Source organism: Mycobacterium sp. PSTR-4-N (genome assembly GCF_022348085.1).
Taxonomy (GTDB): domain Bacteria; phylum Actinomycetota; class Actinomycetes; order Mycobacteriales; family Mycobacteriaceae; genus Mycobacterium.
This window is the reverse complement of record NZ_JAKRFN010000020.1, coordinates 69,105-85,419: the sequence shown is the minus strand read 5'-3', so window position 1 is coordinate 85,419 and position 16,315 is coordinate 69,105. Positions and strand designations below refer to the sequence as shown.

At 67.4% G+C, this 16,315-nt stretch carries 21 protein-coding genes; 10 read left to right on the top strand and 11 right to left on the bottom strand.

What is annotated here, in order from left to right:
- Positions 1-7 precede the first annotated feature (7 nt).
- Together MHN84_RS22735 and MHN84_RS22730 are read right to left on the bottom strand one after the other, a co-directional pair.
- Positions 8-1,024: an NAD-dependent epimerase/dehydratase family protein gene (locus MHN84_RS22735; protein ID WP_241206777.1), complete on the bottom strand. Its 1,017-nt coding sequence runs from the start codon at positions 1,022-1,024 to the stop codon at positions 8-10.
- Positions 1,021-1,521 carry a nuclear transport factor 2 family protein gene (locus MHN84_RS22730; RefSeq protein ID WP_241206776.1) on the bottom strand — a complete coding sequence of 167 codons (501 nt, stop codon included), beginning with the start codon at positions 1,519-1,521 and terminating at the stop codon, positions 1,021-1,023. Before MHN84_RS22730 ends, MHN84_RS22735 begins: the two co-directional genes overlap by 4 nt.
- A gap of 57 nt (positions 1,522-1,578) precedes the next feature.
- Here MHN84_RS22730 and MHN84_RS22725 point away from each other — a divergent pair, with 57 nt between their 5' ends.
- From MHN84_RS22725 to msrA, 3 genes are read left to right on the top strand one after another with little or no spacing between them, the layout of a single operon-like run.
- Positions 1,579-2,514 carry an alpha/beta fold hydrolase gene (locus tag MHN84_RS22725; RefSeq protein ID WP_241206775.1) on the top strand — a complete coding sequence of 312 codons (936 nt, stop codon included), beginning with the start codon at positions 1,579-1,581 and terminating at the stop codon, positions 2,512-2,514.
- Positions 2,515-2,560: 46 nt separating this feature from the next.
- On the top strand, positions 2,561-3,034 hold the full coding sequence (gene msrB, locus MHN84_RS22720) for a peptide-methionine (R)-S-oxide reductase MsrB (protein ID WP_241206774.1): 474 nt from the start codon (positions 2,561-2,563) through the stop codon (positions 3,032-3,034).
- On the top strand, positions 3,031-3,540 hold the full coding sequence (gene msrA / locus MHN84_RS22715) for a peptide-methionine (S)-S-oxide reductase MsrA (protein WP_241206773.1): 510 nt from the start codon (positions 3,031-3,033) through the stop codon (positions 3,538-3,540). The genes msrB and msrA overlap by 4 nt, the downstream gene beginning before the upstream one ends.
- 14 nt (positions 3,541-3,554) lie before the next feature.
- On the opposite strand, the gene MHN84_RS22710 is transcribed toward msrA, so the two are convergent.
- Positions 3,555-4,892 carry a cytochrome P450 gene (locus MHN84_RS22710; protein WP_241206772.1) on the bottom strand — a complete coding sequence of 446 codons (1,338 nt, stop codon included), beginning with the start codon at positions 4,890-4,892 and terminating at the stop codon, positions 3,555-3,557.
- 46 nt (positions 4,893-4,938) lie between these two features.
- On the opposite strand from MHN84_RS22710, the gene MHN84_RS22705 reads away from it, so the two are divergent.
- Entirely contained in the window at positions 4,939-5,526 is a 588-nt protein-coding gene (locus tag MHN84_RS22705; protein WP_241206771.1) for a TetR/AcrR family transcriptional regulator, read from the top strand.
- Positions 5,527-5,654: 128 nt separating this feature from the next.
- On the top strand, positions 5,655-6,950 hold the full coding sequence (locus tag MHN84_RS22700) for a hypothetical protein (RefSeq protein ID WP_241206770.1): 1,296 nt from the start codon (positions 5,655-5,657) through the stop codon (positions 6,948-6,950).
- Positions 6,951-7,079: 129 nt separating this feature from the next.
- Here MHN84_RS22700 and MHN84_RS22695 read toward each other — a convergent pair whose 3' ends face one another.
- The 3 genes from MHN84_RS22695 to MHN84_RS22685 all read right to left on the bottom strand — a co-directional run bounded on the left by MHN84_RS22695 (position 7,080) and on the right by MHN84_RS22685 (position 9,169).
- Positions 7,080-7,709, bottom strand: coding sequence for a hypothetical protein (locus MHN84_RS22695; protein ID WP_241206769.1), 630 nt, complete (start codon positions 7,707-7,709; stop codon positions 7,080-7,082).
- Complete coding sequence (locus MHN84_RS22690; protein WP_241206768.1) at positions 7,706-8,410, bottom strand: MspA family porin; 705 nt, start codon at positions 8,408-8,410, stop codon at positions 7,706-7,708. The genes MHN84_RS22695 and MHN84_RS22690 overlap by 4 nt, the downstream gene beginning before the upstream one ends.
- 69 nt (positions 8,411-8,479) lie before the next feature.
- Positions 8,480-9,169 carry an MspA family porin gene (locus MHN84_RS22685; protein ID WP_241206767.1) on the bottom strand — a complete coding sequence of 230 codons (690 nt, stop codon included), beginning with the start codon at positions 9,167-9,169 and terminating at the stop codon, positions 8,480-8,482.
- A gap of 323 nt (positions 9,170-9,492) precedes the next feature.
- Here MHN84_RS22685 and MHN84_RS22680 point away from each other — a divergent pair, with 323 nt between their 5' ends.
- From MHN84_RS22680 to MHN84_RS22670, 3 genes are read left to right on the top strand one after another with little or no spacing between them, the layout of a single operon-like run.
- Positions 9,493-10,032, top strand: a complete 540-nt coding sequence (locus MHN84_RS22680; protein ID WP_241206766.1) for a hypothetical protein — start codon at positions 9,493-9,495, stop codon at positions 10,030-10,032.
- Positions 10,029-10,733 carry a sensor domain-containing protein gene (locus MHN84_RS22675; protein WP_374238407.1) on the top strand — a complete coding sequence of 235 codons (705 nt, stop codon included), beginning with the start codon at positions 10,029-10,031 and terminating at the stop codon, positions 10,731-10,733. The genes MHN84_RS22680 and MHN84_RS22675 overlap by 4 nt, the downstream gene beginning before the upstream one ends.
- On the top strand, positions 10,733-10,972 hold the full coding sequence (locus tag MHN84_RS22670) for a hypothetical protein (RefSeq protein WP_241206764.1): 240 nt from the start codon (positions 10,733-10,735) through the stop codon (positions 10,970-10,972). Before MHN84_RS22675 ends, MHN84_RS22670 begins: the two co-directional genes overlap by 1 nt.
- On the opposite strand, the gene MHN84_RS22665 is transcribed toward MHN84_RS22670, so the two are convergent.
- Entirely contained in the window at positions 10,969-11,538 is a 570-nt protein-coding gene (locus MHN84_RS22665; protein ID WP_241206763.1) for a TetR family transcriptional regulator, read from the bottom strand. The two genes, MHN84_RS22670 and MHN84_RS22665, sit on opposite strands and share 4 nt — an antisense overlap.
- Before the next feature lie 53 nt (positions 11,539-11,591).
- Between MHN84_RS22665 and MHN84_RS22660 the strand changes: the two genes are divergently transcribed.
- A complete protein-coding gene (locus MHN84_RS22660) occupies positions 11,592-12,254 on the top strand; it encodes a class I SAM-dependent methyltransferase (RefSeq protein WP_241206762.1) in 663 nt (220 codons plus the stop codon).
- On the opposite strand, the gene MHN84_RS22655 is transcribed toward MHN84_RS22660, so the two are convergent.
- The 4 genes from MHN84_RS22655 to MHN84_RS22640 form a co-directional block, all read right to left on the bottom strand.
- Complete coding sequence (locus tag MHN84_RS22655; RefSeq protein WP_241206761.1) at positions 12,251-13,315, bottom strand: prenyltransferase; 1,065 nt, start codon at positions 13,313-13,315, stop codon at positions 12,251-12,253. The two genes, MHN84_RS22660 and MHN84_RS22655, sit on opposite strands and share 4 nt — an antisense overlap.
- Entirely contained in the window at positions 13,315-14,028 is a 714-nt protein-coding gene (locus MHN84_RS22650) for a class I SAM-dependent methyltransferase (RefSeq protein ID WP_241206760.1), read from the bottom strand. The genes MHN84_RS22655 and MHN84_RS22650 overlap by 1 nt, the downstream gene beginning before the upstream one ends.
- A complete protein-coding gene (locus MHN84_RS22645) occupies positions 14,022-15,257 on the bottom strand; it encodes a glycosyltransferase family 4 protein (protein WP_241206759.1) in 1,236 nt (411 codons plus the stop codon). Before MHN84_RS22645 ends, MHN84_RS22650 begins: the two co-directional genes overlap by 7 nt.
- A 206-nt stretch (positions 15,258-15,463) precedes the next feature.
- A complete protein-coding gene (locus tag MHN84_RS22640; protein ID WP_241206758.1) occupies positions 15,464-15,919 on the bottom strand; it encodes a PPOX class F420-dependent oxidoreductase in 456 nt (151 codons plus the stop codon).
- Positions 15,920-15,967: 48 nt separating this feature from the next.
- Between MHN84_RS22640 and MHN84_RS22635 the strand changes: the two genes are divergently transcribed.
- The gene (locus MHN84_RS22635; protein WP_241206757.1) at positions 15,968-16,279 is read left to right on the top strand and encodes a DUF222 domain-containing protein; all 312 of its coding nucleotides are present in this window, start codon (positions 15,968-15,970) and stop codon (positions 16,277-16,279) included.
- Positions 16,280-16,315 lie beyond the last annotated feature (36 nt).

Here is a 16,315-nt window from a genome sequence, read left to right as displayed (position 1 = left end):
GCAGGGCCTACCGTTTCGCGGAGCGCAGGTCGACCCAGAATTTCGCGGCCTCCCGGATCGACTCCTCGACGGGCCGGGGCTGCCACCCCAGTTCCCGCCTGGCCTTGCTGCAGTCGACGGGGGCTTCGGCACGCATCAGTCGTACGGAGTCCAGCGAGAGACGCTCGTCGGTTCCGGTGAGCCGCGCCTTGAGACTGCCGATTGCTGCCATCGCGTAGGTCAGCGGCAGCGGGATCGTTCGGCTCGGCGCCGGGACCCCGACCGCCTCGGCGGCGATACGCACCACCTCGGCGTTGGAGATCATCTTCTCCGAGATCAGATAGCGCTCGCCGACCCTGCCCTTCTCGGCGGCGAGCAGCAGGGCGGCCGCCGCGTCGTCGATGCCGACGGCCTCGAGCTCGATGCTCCCCAGCACGAACGGCAGCTTGCCGAACGCGGCGCCGGCGATGATCGCGCCGTGCGGGGTGCGGCCCCAGTCCCCCGCGCCGTATGTGGTGGACACGCACATCGCCACCGCGGGCAGGCCGCGGGTGCGGGCGTACTCCAGGACGAGCCGCTCGGCCTGCACGCGCGACTGCACGTACGGGGTGAGCGCACTCTCGTCGCTGATCACGTCGTCCTCGGTCGCGGTGTGGCCGCGCCGCCGGGCGACCGTGGCGTAGCTGCTGGTGAACACGAACTTCCGCAGCCCAGCCGCGATCGCCGGTTCGACCGCCACGTCGAGTACTCCGCGGGTGCCCTCGACGTTGGTGCGGAACAGCGGTGCCGGATCGCGCAGCCACCCGCGGGTGTCGACGACGCAGTAGTAGACGACGTCGACACCGGTCATGGCCTCGCGTAACACCGCGTGGTCGAAGATGTCGCCGACGAAGCGCGTCACGGCACCTTGTCCGATGAGGTCGTCGATACCGATCGTGTTGGCGCCGTCGCGGACCATCACGCGCACGTCTTCTCCGGCGTCGACGAGCTGTCGGGTCACATGGCTGCCGAGGTAGCCGTTGGCCCCGATGACAAGTGCGCTCATCGCGTCACCTGCGCCATCCACTCGGCGGCCTCGTCGGGTAGGGTGCCGAGCTCCTGGGCTCTGCGGCACCACTTCAGGGTGGCCTTGACGAAGCGCAGTGGGTTGTAGATGTCCTCCTGCCGGCACCACTGACCGTCACCGGCATAGGTGACGATCGAGATGTTCGTCGCGCTGATGATCGTTCCGTCACCGGGGTCGCGCATCGGGTTGTCGAGCTCGCAGATCACCCGCCCGGTGTCCTCGTCGAACACCTTCCACCGCGACGGGAACGACGTCATGTAGCTGCCCGGGAACGTTTCCATGGTGTTCCAGATCCAGGGCCGCACCTCCTCGCGGCCACGCATCGTGCCGGCCGCGTGCTCGATGTAGAGCACGTCGTCGGTGTACTGCGCGACCCAGGGGTCCCAGTCGCGCGTGGTCGCCGCGCGATCGACCGTCTTCTCGAACTCGGCGAACGCGTCGATCAGTTCGTCGCGACTGAAAGTGCTACCCGTCACACCCAGAACTAGAACACGTTCTACCTGGTCTTGTCGACCGGTCGTATCGTCCTTGACGTGAAGACGTCGCTCGCGACGACCATCGGGGTCATCACCATCGGGGTCATCGTCGCGCTCGCAACCGCTCCACCCGCCCTCGCGCAGGACTTCGCCGGGCTGATCGACATCGGCAACGGTCGCAGCCTCTATCTGAACTGCCAGGGCAGCGCCGCTGCGGACTCGCCCACCGTCTTCGTCATTCCCGGCATGGGCAGCTACGCCCAGGCATGGAACGCGTCGATCGCGCCGGACGACCCGGTTCGCTCCCAGCCCTACGACCTCGTCGAAGAGGCCGCGATCGACTACCCCACCGACCTCGCGGCGCAGCCGATCGTCGCGCGCACGACGCGCATCTGCTCCTACGACAGACCCGGCACCCGGCCCGACGGCCCGGATCGGTCGACCCCCGTCGCGCAGCCGCACACTGTGCAGCAGGACGTCGACGACGTCGTCGCGTTGATCGCCGCGGCAGCGCTGCCGACCCCGATGGTGTTCGTCGCCCACTCCTACGGCGGCCTGGTTCTCGACCTGCTGGCGCGACAGCATCCGGAACTCGTCAGCGGCCTGCTCTTCTCCGAGCCGACGTCGGAATTCCTGCTGAGCGTCGGACGGCCCGACCAGAACGACGCCTTCGACGCCGACGGGCGCAGCAAGCCGCCGGGAGAGGAAGCGATCCTGCCGTACGACGCGTTCGCGACGATCGCGGCCGCACCCCCGCTGCCCCGCGTCCCGGCCGTGGTCCTGAGCGCCGACAAATTCGCCGCGCCGAAGAACCTCAAGCCTGACAACTACACCCAGGCTCAGGTCCATCAGGCGAACGACATGTTGGCCGCCGCGCTCGGCACTGCCAACGTCATCGTGCCGGGGACCGGACACAACCAGATGCTGTACCGGCCGCAGGCCGTCGCTGACGAGATCGTGACGCTGGTCGACGAGGTACGTAACGGGAACTAACGGCAGACCACTCACGGTTGTACAAGTGCCAACCCGAGGAGGTCCCGTGACCCAGACCTACAACAGAAATCCCGACGCGGTCGGCGCACTGTCGCCCGAGCAGTACCACGTCACCCAGGAGAACGGCACCGAACGCCCCTTCACCGGCGAGTACTGGGACAACCACGAACCCGGCCTCTACGTCGACGTGGTGTCCGGTGAGCCGCTGTTCGCGTCGGTCGACAAGTTCGAGAGCGGCTCGGGATGGCCGAGCTTCACTCGGCCCGTCGACCCGGAGAACGTCATCCGCAAGCGCGACTTCTCCCATCTGATGATGCGCACCGAGGTCCGCTCCGCCCACGGCGACAGCCACCTCGGACACGTCTTCACCGACGGACCGCGCGAGGCGGGCGGCCTGCGGTACTGCATCAACTCTGCGGCGCTGCGGTTCGTCCACCTCGACGACCTCGAGGCCCAGGGCTATGGGCAGTACCGTGAATTGTTCACCGAATCCACCGAATCCGACGAGGAGCGCGCATGAGTGACTACAAGCGGGCCGTGCTGGCCGGCGGCTGCTTCTGGGGCATGCAGGATCTGATCCGCCGCCAGCCGGGCGTGGTGTCCACCCGCGTCGGCTACACCGGCGGGCAGAACGATCACCCGACCTATCGCAACCACCCGGGGCACGCCGAGGCCGTCGAGATCGTCTACGACCCGGCGCAGACCGACTACCGGGCTCTGCTCGAGTTCTTCTTCCAGATCCACGATCCGACGACGAAGAACCGGCAGGGCAACGACGTCGGCTCCAGCTACCGCTCGGAGATCTTCTACGTCGACGACGAACAGCGCGAGGTCGCGCTCGACACGATCGCCGACGTCGACGCCTCCGGCCTATGGCCGGGCAAGGTGGTCACCGAGGTCAGCCCCGCACCGGATTTCTGGGAGGCCGAGCCGGAGCACCAGGACTACCTGCTGCACTACCCCAACGGCTACACCTGCCACTTCCCGCGGCCGGGCTGGAAGCTGCCCAAGCGCACGCAGGTGTAGCTAGCGGCGGTGGTCTACTTCGCCTGGCGGCGGCGGCGGACCACGATCCGTCCGCCCAGCTTCGGCGTGTGGGCGACACCGCGGAAGTGCGCCTTCTCCGCCGGCTCGGTGGTCGATTCGATGGTGAAGTGGCGCAACACCGTTCGTAGCACGACGTCCATCTCCACGTTGGCGAAGGTGGCCCCGACACAACGTCGGGTGCCGCCGCCGAACGGGATGTGGGCGAAGGTGGAGGGTCGCTGACCGACGAAGCGTTGGGGGTCGAACGTCAACGGATCAGGGAATTCCTCTGCGCGGCGGTGCATCTGCGCGATCGCCACGAGGATCGAGTAGCCGTGCGGGATCACCCAGTCGCCGAGCTCGAACGACGGTGCGTACACGTGCCGTCCCGCGAAGTCGATGATCGTGCGCGTGCGCTGCACCTCGAGGATCGCCGCCTGCCGGTAGGTGTTGTCCTCGGTGTCGGCTTCCGCGGCGAGCGCCTCGAGCACCTCGGGGTGGCGACTGAATCTCTCGAAAGCCCACCCCAGGGTCGCAGCAGTGGTCTCGTGCCCGGCGGCCAGCAGGGTGAGCAGTTCGTCACCGACGTCCTCCCGTGACATCGCTGAGCCGTCGTCGTAGGAGCTGCGCAGCAGGAGCGAGAGCACGTCGTCGCGTGAGTCGAGGTTCGGATCGGCGGCGACGGCGTCGATCAGCCGGCCGATGATCTCGTCGTAGGTCTTGCGGTAGGCCGCGAGCCGGCCCCACGGGGTGAACCGCCCGTAGGTGTGCGAGGGCATCGGGAGCACGGCCAGCCTCGACCCCAGCGTGACCCAGGGCGGGATGCTGCGCCGCAGCTCGTCCAGGTGTGCGCCGTCCGCGCCGAACACCGCGCGCAGGATGACGTTCAGCGTGATCCGCATCATCGGCTCGAGCGTCTCGAATGACGAACCCTCCGGCCATGTCTGGATCTCGCGCAGCGTCTCCTCTTCGAAGATGCGCTCGTAGTTCTTGATGCTCTTGCCGTGCAGCGGCGGCGTCAGCAGCTTGCGCCGCAGTCGATGGTCGGCGCCGTCGAGGGCGAACACCGAACCGGGGCCGAGCACGCGCGACAGATTGGGCGAGATGTTGCCCACGTCGTCGGGGTCGGCCATGAAGACCTGCTTCGCCAGCACGGGATCGGCCACGATCACCGACCGCCCGAACACCGGGAGGCTCAGTGTGAACACGTCACCGCACTGGCGCGTGGCCTGGCGCACCGTCCATTTTCGGGCGAACGAGAACCCGAGTCCCTGCAGCGCAGGCGGGATTCGCGGACCCGGAGGAAGGCGATCCGTGGCCGCGTCGCTGGTACTGCCGTGTACCACAGTCATGTCCGGTACGGTACCGGTTGGTACCAGGGAACCGCAAGAGGTGACGATGACCGAGCCAGCAGTGCCGATGTCGATGCCGACACTGGACCGATTGCTCGACGGGTTGGCCGCGTCGATCGGCGAGCGCGGTTACCGCGACAGCACCGTCGCCGACATCGTCCGGCACGCACGCACCTCGAAGCGCACCTTCTACGAGCACTTCGCCGGCAAGGAGCAGTGCCTGATCGAACTGCTCAGACGCAACAACGCCGAGCTGATATCGAGTATCCGCGGCGCCGTTGCGCCAGAGGATGAATGGAGATCGCAGATCCGGCAGGCGGTCGACGCCTATGTGGCCCATATCGGGGCGCGCCCGGCCATCACGCTGTGCTGGATCAGAGAAGCTCCCGCCCTGGGAGTCGTCGCACGGCCGCTGCACCGCCAGGTGATGGGCGACCTCACCGAGCTGCTGACGACGCTGACCGCCAGCCCGGGGTTCCAGCGGGCCGGGGTGCATCCACTGCCCGCCACGACCGCGCTGATCCTGCTCGGAGGATTGCGCGAGTTGACGGCCTTCGTCGTCGAAGACGGCCGCGACGTCGCCGAGATCACCGAACCGGCAACCGCCGCGGCAGCGGCACTGGTCGTCAGCTGAGCCGCTCCCAGGAAAGTCGCCGCGCGTTCAACTTCTGAGAAACTGCGCGCTGCAATGTGTTCCGGATCCCTATGTGCGAGGCCCGTACATTTCCGTCCGTCCTGACACCCCTGTATGAAGGCGACGGTATGCACTCGTCCATTGGCAAACCCCTCGTGACATTCGTCTCGGCCGCCTGCCTGGCGGCTCCGGCGATGATCCCGACCACCACCCCCGATTCCGTGCGCGCCATCGCGACGATCCCCGTCGAGTTGTCCGCCGCGGTCACCACTTTCGACCCGGTTCCGCCGTCGCTTCGAACGCTGAATTCGCCTGTCGCACCGGCAAACGAGGCCACGCTGGTGGGGGCGGTCGACACGATGGCCGAGTTGTCCGGCGTCGACCGGGCCACGCTACTGCTGCAGCTGCTCACGGCTCCGTACCACAATGTTCTCGGTGTCTCCAAGGCCGTCGGCAGTGCCGTCAACGCCTACCTGCAGGTCGCGTCGCTGCCGTTCTCGGTCGCCACCTACGTGCTGACCAACCGCGCAGGCGAGATCCCCGATTACATCGCCACCGTCCGAAAGAACGTCGACGGTGCGCTGCCCGGGATCTCCACAGCGATCAAGAGTGAGATGCAGTACGACCTCGACCTGCTCTCGCAGGTGTTCAGCCCGAAGGATCAGCTGCCGAACGTCGCCGCGTCCGCCACCACCGTTGCCGCAGCAGCAGATCCGGTGGACCAGGGCACGCTGCTGCTGCAGCTGCTGACGATTCCGTATCACAACTTCCTGGGTGTCTCGAAGGCCGTCGGCAGCGCGGCCAATGCCGTCGTCCAGCTGGTGTCGCTGCCCCTCTCGGTGGTCACCTATGTGCTGACCAACCGCACCAGCGAGATCCCCGCGTACGTCGACACCGTCAAGGCCAACCTCAAGGGCGCCCTGCCCGGCATCTCCACCGCAGTCAAGAGCGAGCTCGCCTACAACAAGAGCATCATCGACCAGATCTTCGGCGGCAACGATGCACAGGTGGCACTGCAGGCGCGGCACGCCCCGAACCTGCTCGCCGGCGACGACACGGCGGTGACCGTGCTCGACAGCCCGCACCCGTTCCTGTCGCAGCTGAGCGCCGGCCACGGCGTCGCTGACGAGTCCGTCGAGTCCGACACCGCGGAGACGCCCAAAGTGCTCGGCGGCAAGCACCGTGCCGTCGAGGTGAAGGAGTCGTCCGAGCCGACCGTCGACGAGGCAGCCTCGACATCGGACACGAAGGCCGACAACGCCTCTGACACCGACAGCACCGATCAGACGACATCCGAGACGAAGAAGGCGGAGACCCACTCCCCAGCAGACGGCAAGACCGCGACGAAAGACGACTCGAAGAAGAAGAAGGCTGCTCCGTCGCTCGGCGGCAAGCACCGCAAGCCCGAGGCCGACGCCGCCTGACCTCACACAGCGATCGGCCCCCACGAACCGTGGGGGCCGATCGTCGTATGACTGGTACGTCGCGAAAGTGCTCACACCGCGGCCGCGAACGTCAATTCACAGCACAGGGAGCACTTTCGCGCAGCACGGTCAGGGCGGTGGAGGGGGTACTGCCGGATCGGGCAGGAACTGCACCAACCCCGGCGGGATGTTCGTCCCGGGAGGCGGAGCGGTCCCCGGCAGCGGCTCACCGAGTTGTTGCTGCGGCAACTGACCCAACAGCGAACCCCTCAGTCGCCCATCGCGGTACAGGTCGATGTAGCGACCCAGCCAGGTACGACCATTGACGTCGGCGTTCTCGTCCCCGGGCGCGACGTCGAACTGCTGGCCCTGTCCCGGCGCCGACGGCACCTCGTTCTGCGGCACCCCGTAGGCGTTGTTGAAGGCCCGCAGGTTCGGTACGACACCCGGACCGGCGCCCGGCGCCGACGGCACCGCGTTCTGGCCGAGGACCGTGGTGCGGTCGATGCCGGAGATCGGCGGAGCCCCCAGCATTCCCGGAACAGCGGGTTGGTCCGCCTGAGCGAGCATGTTCCAGCCCTGCGGGCCGAGCGGAGCACCGATCACCGGGATGGTCGGACCCGGCGCCGGCGCAGGCGCCGGTGCGGGCGGCAGTGGCTCCGGCGGCGCCGGCGGCTGGGCGTTGGCCACCGCCGCGAAGACGACAGCGGCACCGGCGGCCAGAAGCGCCGCCGGTGCCTGCCGGATCACCAGGGTCATACGGACTTCGTGACGCCGTAGTACGCCACGATGTCGTCGGTGTCGGTCGTAGAGCTGGTCAATGTCGCGTAGGACCGCAGGAACGACTGTCCCGCACACCCGTCGACCTTGATGTGTACGTCCTTGAGCGTGACGCGGGCGGGCGCCGCCTTGAACGACTTCTTGTCCACCGACACCTGGTTCACCGTGCCGGGCTTGAGGTGGATCTCGAGGGTGCCGGAGATCGGGAAGTTCACGCCCGTCGGCACGAGACCCCCGGTCAGCGTCGACCCCGACGTGCCGACACCCACCGAACCGATGAGCCGGACCTGGCCGAGCTCGATACCGCAACCGATCTGGTAGCCAGCCTCGAGCACGCCGCCGTTGAGCTTGGTCTTGCCGTTCCCGGTCACCGTGCCGACAAACGTTCCGCCGACCAGGTATTCGCGCGAGGACACCGCGGTGGTCAGCGGGGCGATCGGCAGCTGGGTCTCACCGGTGGCGGCGACGCTGAGCTGCCATCCGTCCGGCGACATGACCACTCCGGGCGGCGCGGATGCCACGACACCGTTGTCCGGCGGCGGCCCGGCGTCCGGCGGCGGCGCACCGTCGACCGGCGGCGGCAGTGGGGCCGGCGGAGCCGGCTGGGCGAGCGCGGTGGGTACCGCGAAAGCCGGGAGGACGAGGCCGGCGGCGGCCAGCGCGAGGAGCTTCTTCTTCATGGATACGATTGCCTCTCAGAGTCTTTCGGTCAGCGAAGTCTGTGATGACGAACGAGGGTCCGGGTGGGCCTACACCGCCTTCGTCACGCCGAGGTAGGTGACGACGTCGTCGGTGTTGTCAGTCGAGCTGGTCAACGTCGCATAGGACCGGATGAAGGACTGACCCGCGCACTGATCGGTCTTGACCCGCACACCGGTCAGCGTGATACGGGTCGAGGTGCCCTTGAAAGACTTCTTGTCGAGTGCCACCGTCGTGACCGTGCCGGGCTTGAGGTAGACCTTGCCCTGCAGGCTGAGGGAGGCGCCGAACGCCGGGTTACCCGTGAACGGGATGCCGATGCTGGGCGTGATGCTCGCGCCGGGGTTGATCTCCGTCTCGTCGGAGATGATGCCGCAGCCGATCTGCTCACCGGCCTCCATCGACCCGCCGGCCAAAGTGGTCTTGCCCTTGCCGGTGATCTTGCCCGTGAAGGTGCCGCTCACGAGGTACTCGCGCGACGAGATCGCGGTGGTCAGCGGCGCCACCGGAAGCTGGGTTTCGCTGCTCCCCGACACTTCCAGGTGCCAGCCGTCAGGGGTGTCGAGGATTCCGGGAGGGCCGGACGGGACCGCTCCGTCGGGCGGCGGCGGGACAGGTGCCGCGTCCGCGACAGGCTGTACACCTGGATTGGGAGGAGCCGGCTCCGCTGCGACAAGCGGCGCGGCCCACACCGGTGCCGCCAGGCAGACAGCGGCGAGCGTGACATAGCGGTTCAACATTGGTTCGACGACGCCTCTCGTGGATGCGGGGAACGGGATATCGCCATTGACCCGCAGAGCGTCCACTGGCCGGGTGTCGTTCTGGTGAACGTGCGGCGACGGCCTCGAGCCCGGCGCCTATCGAGTGCACCTCTTTGCTGAAAGTACGCTGTGAGGTTCACTGTGAGCTTGTCGCCAACCTCTGAATAGTCCACAGCACGCCTCTGCCAGTTCGCCATCCGTTCACCTTGACCGCATTGAGTGCATCCACCGTGCGCCAGGAAACGTTGAGTACGAACGTTTCCCGTCGATCAATCAGGACTGTGAAGGAATCGGAGAACACCGTGACAATCGAACGCATCGTCGCGAAAGCCCTCTTGCCCGCGTGCGTGAGCGTGTGCGCAGTTCTGTTGCTGTCATCGCCTGCCAATGCACAACCCGTCGACGCGATGGCCGATCCGGGCGCGCCGGCGATCCAGGTGGCCACTCCGGGCTCCGACAGCGCGGATCCCGCGGCGGTCGCAGCCTGCAGCCAGTTCGCCCAGGTGCTCGATTCCACAGCGACCTACTATGGGGACTTCGCCGACTCACTGGACGGCTACGCGACCGAGAACTACTCCGATCCCGCGGTGGAGAGCAGCAATGTCCTGGGCCGCACCGCGTTACGCCAGGGTGCGGCCGTCGCGATGTCCGCCGCGAACACCCCGGGCGTGCCGCCTGGCGTGGCCGATCCGATGCGACGGTGGTCGGTCGACGCCACCAAGCTGCTCATCAAGATGGGCTTGCGGGGAGGCCGCGACACGCTGAACACGACCGCCGACGAGCTCAACAACGATGCTGTCGCGGCGCAACAGGCCTGCGCTGCCGCCGGCACACACGCATGAGACGACGGCGACGACGCTGGGCGGCTCTGGGCATCGCTGCGGTGGCGACGCTTGCAGCGGGGTGCAGTCATGCTCAACCGGCAGCGAATCCTCCTGTAGTCGTGCCTGATTCGGCATTGAGCGATCTTCTGTTGAGCACCAACGACGTGCAGTCGATGATGAACGGTGCTCCGTTGATCGCCCAGCCGGTCGACACCGCCATGGACGACAACCGCAACCTGCTCCCGAACGTGAACTGCCTGGGTGTCTGGCATCCGGGGGAATCCGCGATCTACGGCACGTCCGACGACGGGACGTGGGATTCCGTGCGACGCCAGTTGCTTCGCGCTCCGGGCAACGATCAGTGGCGGTCCTCCGTGGTCCAGTCGGTGGTGTCCTATCCGAGCGCCGATACCGCGCGCGATTTCGTCACCCGGTCTGCCGACCGCTGGTCCAAGTGCACCAACCACACGGTCAACATCACGCTGAACGATCAGCGCCTCCCCCGTTGGCGCAGCGGTGATCTCGATACCGGCACCGATCGTCTCCGCATGACCATCAGCCGGTCGGCCGGCGCCAGCACATCGTCGTGCGAGCATGTGATCTCCGCACGTGCCAACGTGGTCATCGACGTGCTGGCTTGCGTTCCGAACACCGTCGAGGTGCGTCAAGCAAGCCAGATCGCCGATCTGATCGCCTCCCATGTCCCCACCACCGGGTAGTGAGACCCCCACCGGCCGACGCTCAGGCGGCCTACTACCTGACCATGCTCACCACGCGCTGGCAGGAGCTCGAAACCGAGATCGTCGAGCGTTGCACCGAACTGCGGAAGTTGCCGCCTGCAGCCCGGAAGTCGGAGCGGGGACGCAACATTCGTCGGCTGATCAAGCTGCGGCAGACCGAGGTGGCTTCTGTGCGCGCGATGTGCGCCGCACTGGTCGAGCGCGCCGACCGGGGCTAACCCAGTAGAAGGCGTGCCGCGGTCGCCAGTCTCCGAGCGATCTCCTCATAGGAGGCGTATCCCATGCCCGCTCTCACCAGCGCCCCGGAATACAGCAGTTCGAGCGTGTCGACGACACCGGGGTCGGCGTCGGCGCCGACGGCCTGCGACAGTCGGTCCCTGATGTCGCGACCGATACGCAGGCGCAGCACCTCGACATCGGGGTCACGTCCGAGCAGCGCTGCTGTCACCGCGCCGGCGAACTCCGGCTCGTCGGCCACCGGCTGGGAGATGTGACCCAACACCTCGATGACCCGTACGGCCGGATCCTCGGATTGGTGCGGTACACAGGGAGATCCGGCGAGGCGGCGCCAGAAGACCTCGGCCACCAGATGCTCTTTCGACGAGAAGTACGTGTATGCGGTCGCCGCGCCGACGCCGGCTTCAGCGGCGACTCGCCGCACCGTCAGACCGGCGAACCCCTCACGGCCGAGGACGGTGACCGCGGCCTGCCCGAGCCGCTCCACGGTTTCGACCTGCTTGGCCGTCAGGCGCCGTCGAGTCGACTCGCGGGCCGGATCGGACACATGTCCGGACGCTACTACAACCCACTGATGCCAGCAACGGTAGGTTGAAGGCCATGACGATGCCGCCCGCCGCCGCAACACTGTTCGAGCTCGCGCAGCGGGTCACGGGATTCATGCCCGCCGACGAGGGCCGAGCGCTCTACGACACCGCGCTGCGCTACCTGGGCGACGGGGTGGCCGTCGAGATCGGCACCTACTGCGGTAAGTCCACCGTGATGCTGGGTGCGGCCGCGCAGCAGACGGGGGGTCTGGTGTTCACCGTCGACCATCACCACGGCTCCGAGGAGCACCAGGCGGGCTGGGAGTACCACGACTCGTCGCTGGTCGACCCCGTCACCGGCCTGTTCGACACCTTGCCGACCCTGCGTCACACACTCGACGCGGCCGGCTTGGACGAGCACGTCGTCGCGGTGGTCGGCCGCTCCTATGTCGTGGCGCGCGGGTGGCGAACACCGTTGCGGCTGTTGTTCATCGACGGCGGCCACACCGAGGAGGCCGCGCAACGCGACTTCGACGGCTGGGCCCAGTGGGTGGAGAAGGGCGGTGCGCTGGTGATCCACGATGTGTTCCCCGATCCGGCCGACGGCGGTCAAGCGCCGTTCCACATCTATCGGCGCGCTTTGGACTGCGGCGACTTCCGCGAGGTCGCTGCGACGGGTTCGATGAGGGTGTTGGAGAGGGTCACCGGCGGGGCCGGGACGCTCGGCGGACGCTAGCGCTCGCTGATCGCGCACTCGCAGTCGTACTCGCCCTCCAGGCCCCGCGGCAGATCGGTGCCGCGGAAGATGCCGCTGCCCGGAGTCGCCGAGGACAACGCGTCGGCAGCCAGGATCACCGCCGCCCCCGTCCAGGTGGTGCGCTCCACGGGCCAGCGCTTTCCGTCGGCGTACACCAGACCGGTCCAGTAGGAGCCGTCCTCTTCGCGTAGATGATGCATCGCCGTGAACTGTTCATGGGCCCTGCTGCGGTCACCCATCGCCTCGAGTGCCAGCACCAGCTCACACGTTTCGGCACCGGTGACCCAGGGCCGGTCGTCCACGCAGCGGATGCCCAGACCGGGGACGACGAAGTCGTGCCAGCGGGCGTCGATGCGCTCCTGCGCGCGCGGGCCTCGGACGGCGCCGCCCAGCACCGGGTAGTACCACTCCATCGACCAGCGGTCCTTGACGGTGAATCCCTCGGGGTGCTCGGCGATGGCGTGCCCGAGACGCCCCACCGCGACCTCCCACTCCGGTTGCGGCTCGCCCAGATAGTCGGCCAGCGCCAGCGCACATCGGATGCTGTGGTGGATGCTCGAGCACCCCGTCAGCAGAGCTTCCTCGGCACGGCCGGAAGGACCTGCCGCCCAAGCGATCTCGCCGGTACTCTTTTGCAGGCTCAGGACGAAGTCGATGGCTTTGGTGACCACCGGCCACATCGATTCGGCGAAACCACGGTCGCCGGTCACGAGCACGTGGTGCCACAATCCGGTCGCGATGTAGGCACAGAAGTTGCTGTCGCTGTGGGGATCCTCGACGACGCCGGCACGAAGCTGGATCGGCCAGCTGCCGTCGGCCCGCTGCATGACCCGCGACCACTCGAAAGCCGCTCGCGCGTTGTCCAGCAGGCCGGCTGCGGTCAGCGCCATCGCGTTCTCGATGTGATCCCACGGGTCCGTGTGTCCACCCACCGACCAGGGAATCGCGCCCGAGGACTCCTGCGTCGCGGCAATGGATTCCGCGGTCTGCAGGCACTGTTCGGGCGTGAAGACGCCTGCCACGTGGGGGACGTCGGCCATCAGCTCGGCTTGGTGAAGTAGAGGGCGACGCTCTTACCGATGACCGGGTTGAGAACCGCCTCGGCGGTTCGGGTCAACCAGGGGCGACTCATCATGTCCCACACCAGCATCTTGTGGTATGCGCCGACGGCGGGATGGCCGTCCCGTTCCGTTCCGACGGCGCATTTGAGCCACCAGTACGGCGAGTGCAGCGCGTGCGCGTGGTGGGTGTGCGTCAACGTCAGTCCGTGACCGAGCACCTTGTCGCGCAGTTCATGGGCCCGGTAGATGCGGATGTGGCCGCCCTCGTTGGCGTGGTAGGAGTCCGACAGCGCCCAGCAGATGCGCTCGGGCAGCCAGCGCGGAACCGTGATCGCCAGTGCTCCACCGGGTTTGAGGACGCGCACCAGTTCTGCGATGGCACGGTCGTCCTCGGGGACGTGTTCGAGGATTTCCGAGGCGATCACGCAGTCGAATGTGGCGGCAGGGTACGGGAGATCCAGAGCGTCACCCTTGACGACCTCACCTCTGGCCGATGAAGGCGCCTCCCCCTGCTCCTTCATAGCCTGCAGGATCGCGTCGACGTCGTTCAGGTCGGCGGCGTTCTGGTCGAATCCGATGACGTCGGCGCCGCGCCGGAACGCCTCGAACGTGTGCCGGCCGGCTCCGCAGCCGACGTCGATCACCTTGGTTCCCGCACCGACACCGAGGCGGTCGAAGTCCACGGTCAGCATGCAGCGACCCTTTCCCGAGCTTGTTGGTACACCGCCACCGTCTGTGCGGCAACGGATTCCCAGCTGAACACATCGAGTGCGCGGCGCCGTCCGTTGGCACCGAGCCTGCGCAATTCCAGTGGCGAGTCGAGCAGCTCACCCAGCACGGCGGTCAACTCGTCGACATTGGCCGGAGTCACCAATCGTGCACAGTCACCGTCGGCGCCGACGACCTCGGGTAACGCCCCCGCCCGGCTGGCGACGATCGGGGTGCCGCTGGCCATCGCCTCCACGGCCGGCAGCGAAAACCCTTCGTAGAGTGAGGGAATGCACGCGACCTCGGCTGAGGCCAGCAGGTCGGCCAGTTCCGTGTCGGACAGCCCGCTGGAGCTGTGCACGATGTCGGAAATGCCCAATTCGGCGATGAGCTTCTCCGTGGGCCCGTTGGGTTCGAGCTTGGCGACCAGTTGCAATTCCAGGTCCCGTTCCACGCGCAGTCGGGCGATCGCGTGCAGGAGATGGCTCACGCCTTTGAGGGGCACGTCGGCGCTGGCGATCGCGATGATCCGGTTGCGGACCCGATGTTCTGCCGGACCGAAGAGCTCGGTGTCCACTCCGAGGGGTACGACGTGCAACTGGCGCGGGTCGACCGCGAAGTCCTCGGCGATGTCGGTCGCCGACGTCGAGGAGACGGTGACGAGTTCGGGGATCCGGCGCGCGACCGCCTTCTGCATCTCGGCGAAGGCGTACCAGCGACGTACGAGCGGCTTGCGCCACCACGGCGCCGCTGCCACCTCGACGACACGGTCGCGCGTGATCGGGTGATGGACGGTGGCAACGACGGGCATTCCCGAGGCGGCGATGTCGAGCAGCCCGGTACCCAGACACTGGTTGTCGTGGACGACGTCGAAATCGTCGAGCCGATCGGCGAGCAGCCGGGCCACCCGCTTGCTGAACGTCTTCGGCTCCGGGAACCCCGCCGTCCAGGTGGTCAGCAGTTCCTCGAGGTCGATGCTGGTCCGGATCTCGCTGGGCCGCGGCACGCGGAAGGGATCCGGCTCGCGGTAGAGGTCGAGACTGGGCACCTTGGTCAGGCGCACGCGCGGATCGAGCCCCTCGGGATAGGGCTGTCCGGAGAAGAGCTCGACGTGGTGGCCGAGTTCGACCAATCCGCGGCTGAGGTGGCGCACGTAGACGCCCTGCCCGCCACAGTGTGTCTTGCTCCGATAGGACAGCAAGGCGATACGCATCGTCAGCTCACCTATGCCGGAGTAGGAAGATGGGTGCGAGTCCAGCGCGAGGAACCGCTGCGAGCTGGCCGAATCATGTGGCGCAAGGAATCCGAACCCCTCCTGGACATGTGTCCAGACTATAGTTTGACGTGCTAGCTGATGCAACGCGTCTGCTAGCTCTGACTACCACAATCGGTGCCGGCCGTCCTGCCCGACCCTCTCGGTCACGACGGCGGGAAGCCGCCGGTGGCGACCGGACCCCACCGTTGCGGCGTGACCCTGATCAGGCACTTTCCTTGGTCCACCATCGCCTGCCGGTACTCGTCCCAGTCGGGGTGTTCACCGGCCACCGCGCGGAAGTACTCCACCAGAGGCTCGACCGCCGCCGGCAGTGAGATCACCTCGGCCGAGCCGTCGACCTGCACGTAAGGACCGTTGAACTCATCGCTGAGCACCAGAACGCTGGCGCGCGGATCCCGGCGGATGTTGGCCGCCTTGGCCCGCTGCGGATAGCTGGCCACCACGATGCGGCCCTGCTCGTCGAGACCGCCGGTCACCGGCGACGTCTGCAGCGACCCGTCGGCACGGAACGTGGTGAGCACCATCCGATGACGCGGTCGGATGAAGTCGTGCAGTTCGTCGGCGGCGACGGTGTCGGCAGTCGCATACTTTCGGGCCATCACCGCAGGATATTCGACGTGTCGGTGGTGCCCCATAGAGTGTCGAACATGAGTTCGAATGATGTGTTCACCGCCCTCGACGCCCTCGATACCGCCTACCGTGCGCTGGCCGACCTGCCGCTGCACGAACTCCGCCCCACCGATCTGCGCGCGCTGATGGTGCGGCTGGAGGAGCTGGACAAGGCGGTCGTCGCCCTCCAACGCCGCATCATCCGTCGGCTGGTGAGCGGGCCTACGCCGGCGGAGCTCGGCGGCGGTTCGTGGGCCCAGGTGCTGTCCCGTCGATTGCGCATCTCCGTCGGCGAGGCGCAACGGCGCATCGTCGAGGCCGGCGGCCCCCCGCAGGCGTTGTCCGCGTGACCGGTGGATTTCGATGTCACCGTGGGTACCCCGTCA

Bases quoted from the DNA above. Each gene is read 5' to 3' on its own strand.
- MHN84_RS22695 (WP_241206769.1), bottom strand. From the start codon at position 7,709: ATGACCCTGGTGATCCGGCAGGCACCGGCGGCGCTTCTGGCCGCCGGT.
- MHN84_RS22690 (WP_241206768.1), bottom strand. From the start codon at position 8,410: ATGAAGAAGAAGCTCCTCGCGCTGGCCGCCGCCGGCCTCGTCCTCCCG.
- MHN84_RS22700 (WP_241206770.1), top strand. From the start codon at position 5,655: ATGCACTCGTCCATTGGCAAACCCCTCGTGACATTCGTCTCGGCCGCC.
- MHN84_RS22635 (WP_241206757.1), top strand. From the start codon at position 15,968: ATGAGTTCGAATGATGTGTTCACCGCCCTCGACGCCCTCGATACCGCC.
- MHN84_RS22640 (WP_241206758.1), bottom strand. From the start codon at position 15,919: ATGGCCCGAAAGTATGCGACTGCCGACACCGTCGCCGCCGACGAACTG.
- MHN84_RS22675 (WP_374238407.1), top strand. From the start codon at position 10,029: ATGAGACGACGGCGACGACGCTGGGCGGCTCTGGGCATCGCTGCGGTG.
- MHN84_RS22685 (WP_241206767.1), bottom strand. From the start codon at position 9,169: ATGTTGAACCGCTATGTCACGCTCGCCGCTGTCTGCCTGGCGGCACCG.
- MHN84_RS22645 (WP_241206759.1), bottom strand. From the start codon at position 15,257: ATGCGTATCGCCTTGCTGTCCTATCGGAGCAAGACACACTGTGGCGGG.
- MHN84_RS22655 (WP_241206761.1), bottom strand. From the start codon at position 13,315: ATGGCCGACGTCCCCCACGTGGCAGGCGTCTTCACGCCCGAACAGTGC.
- MHN84_RS22735 (WP_241206777.1), bottom strand. From the start codon at position 1,024: ATGAGCGCACTTGTCATCGGGGCCAACGGCTACCTCGGCAGCCATGTG.
- MHN84_RS22705 (WP_241206771.1), top strand. From the start codon at position 4,939: ATGACCGAGCCAGCAGTGCCGATGTCGATGCCGACACTGGACCGATTG.
- msrA (WP_241206773.1), top strand. From the start codon at position 3,031: ATGAGTGACTACAAGCGGGCCGTGCTGGCCGGCGGCTGCTTCTGGGGC.
- MHN84_RS22660 (WP_241206762.1), top strand. From the start codon at position 11,592: ATGACGATGCCGCCCGCCGCCGCAACACTGTTCGAGCTCGCGCAGCGG.
- MHN84_RS22650 (WP_241206760.1), bottom strand. From the start codon at position 14,028: ATGCTGACCGTGGACTTCGACCGCCTCGGTGTCGGTGCGGGAACCAAG.
- MHN84_RS22710 (WP_241206772.1), bottom strand. From the start codon at position 4,892: ATGACTGTGGTACACGGCAGTACCAGCGACGCGGCCACGGATCGCCTT.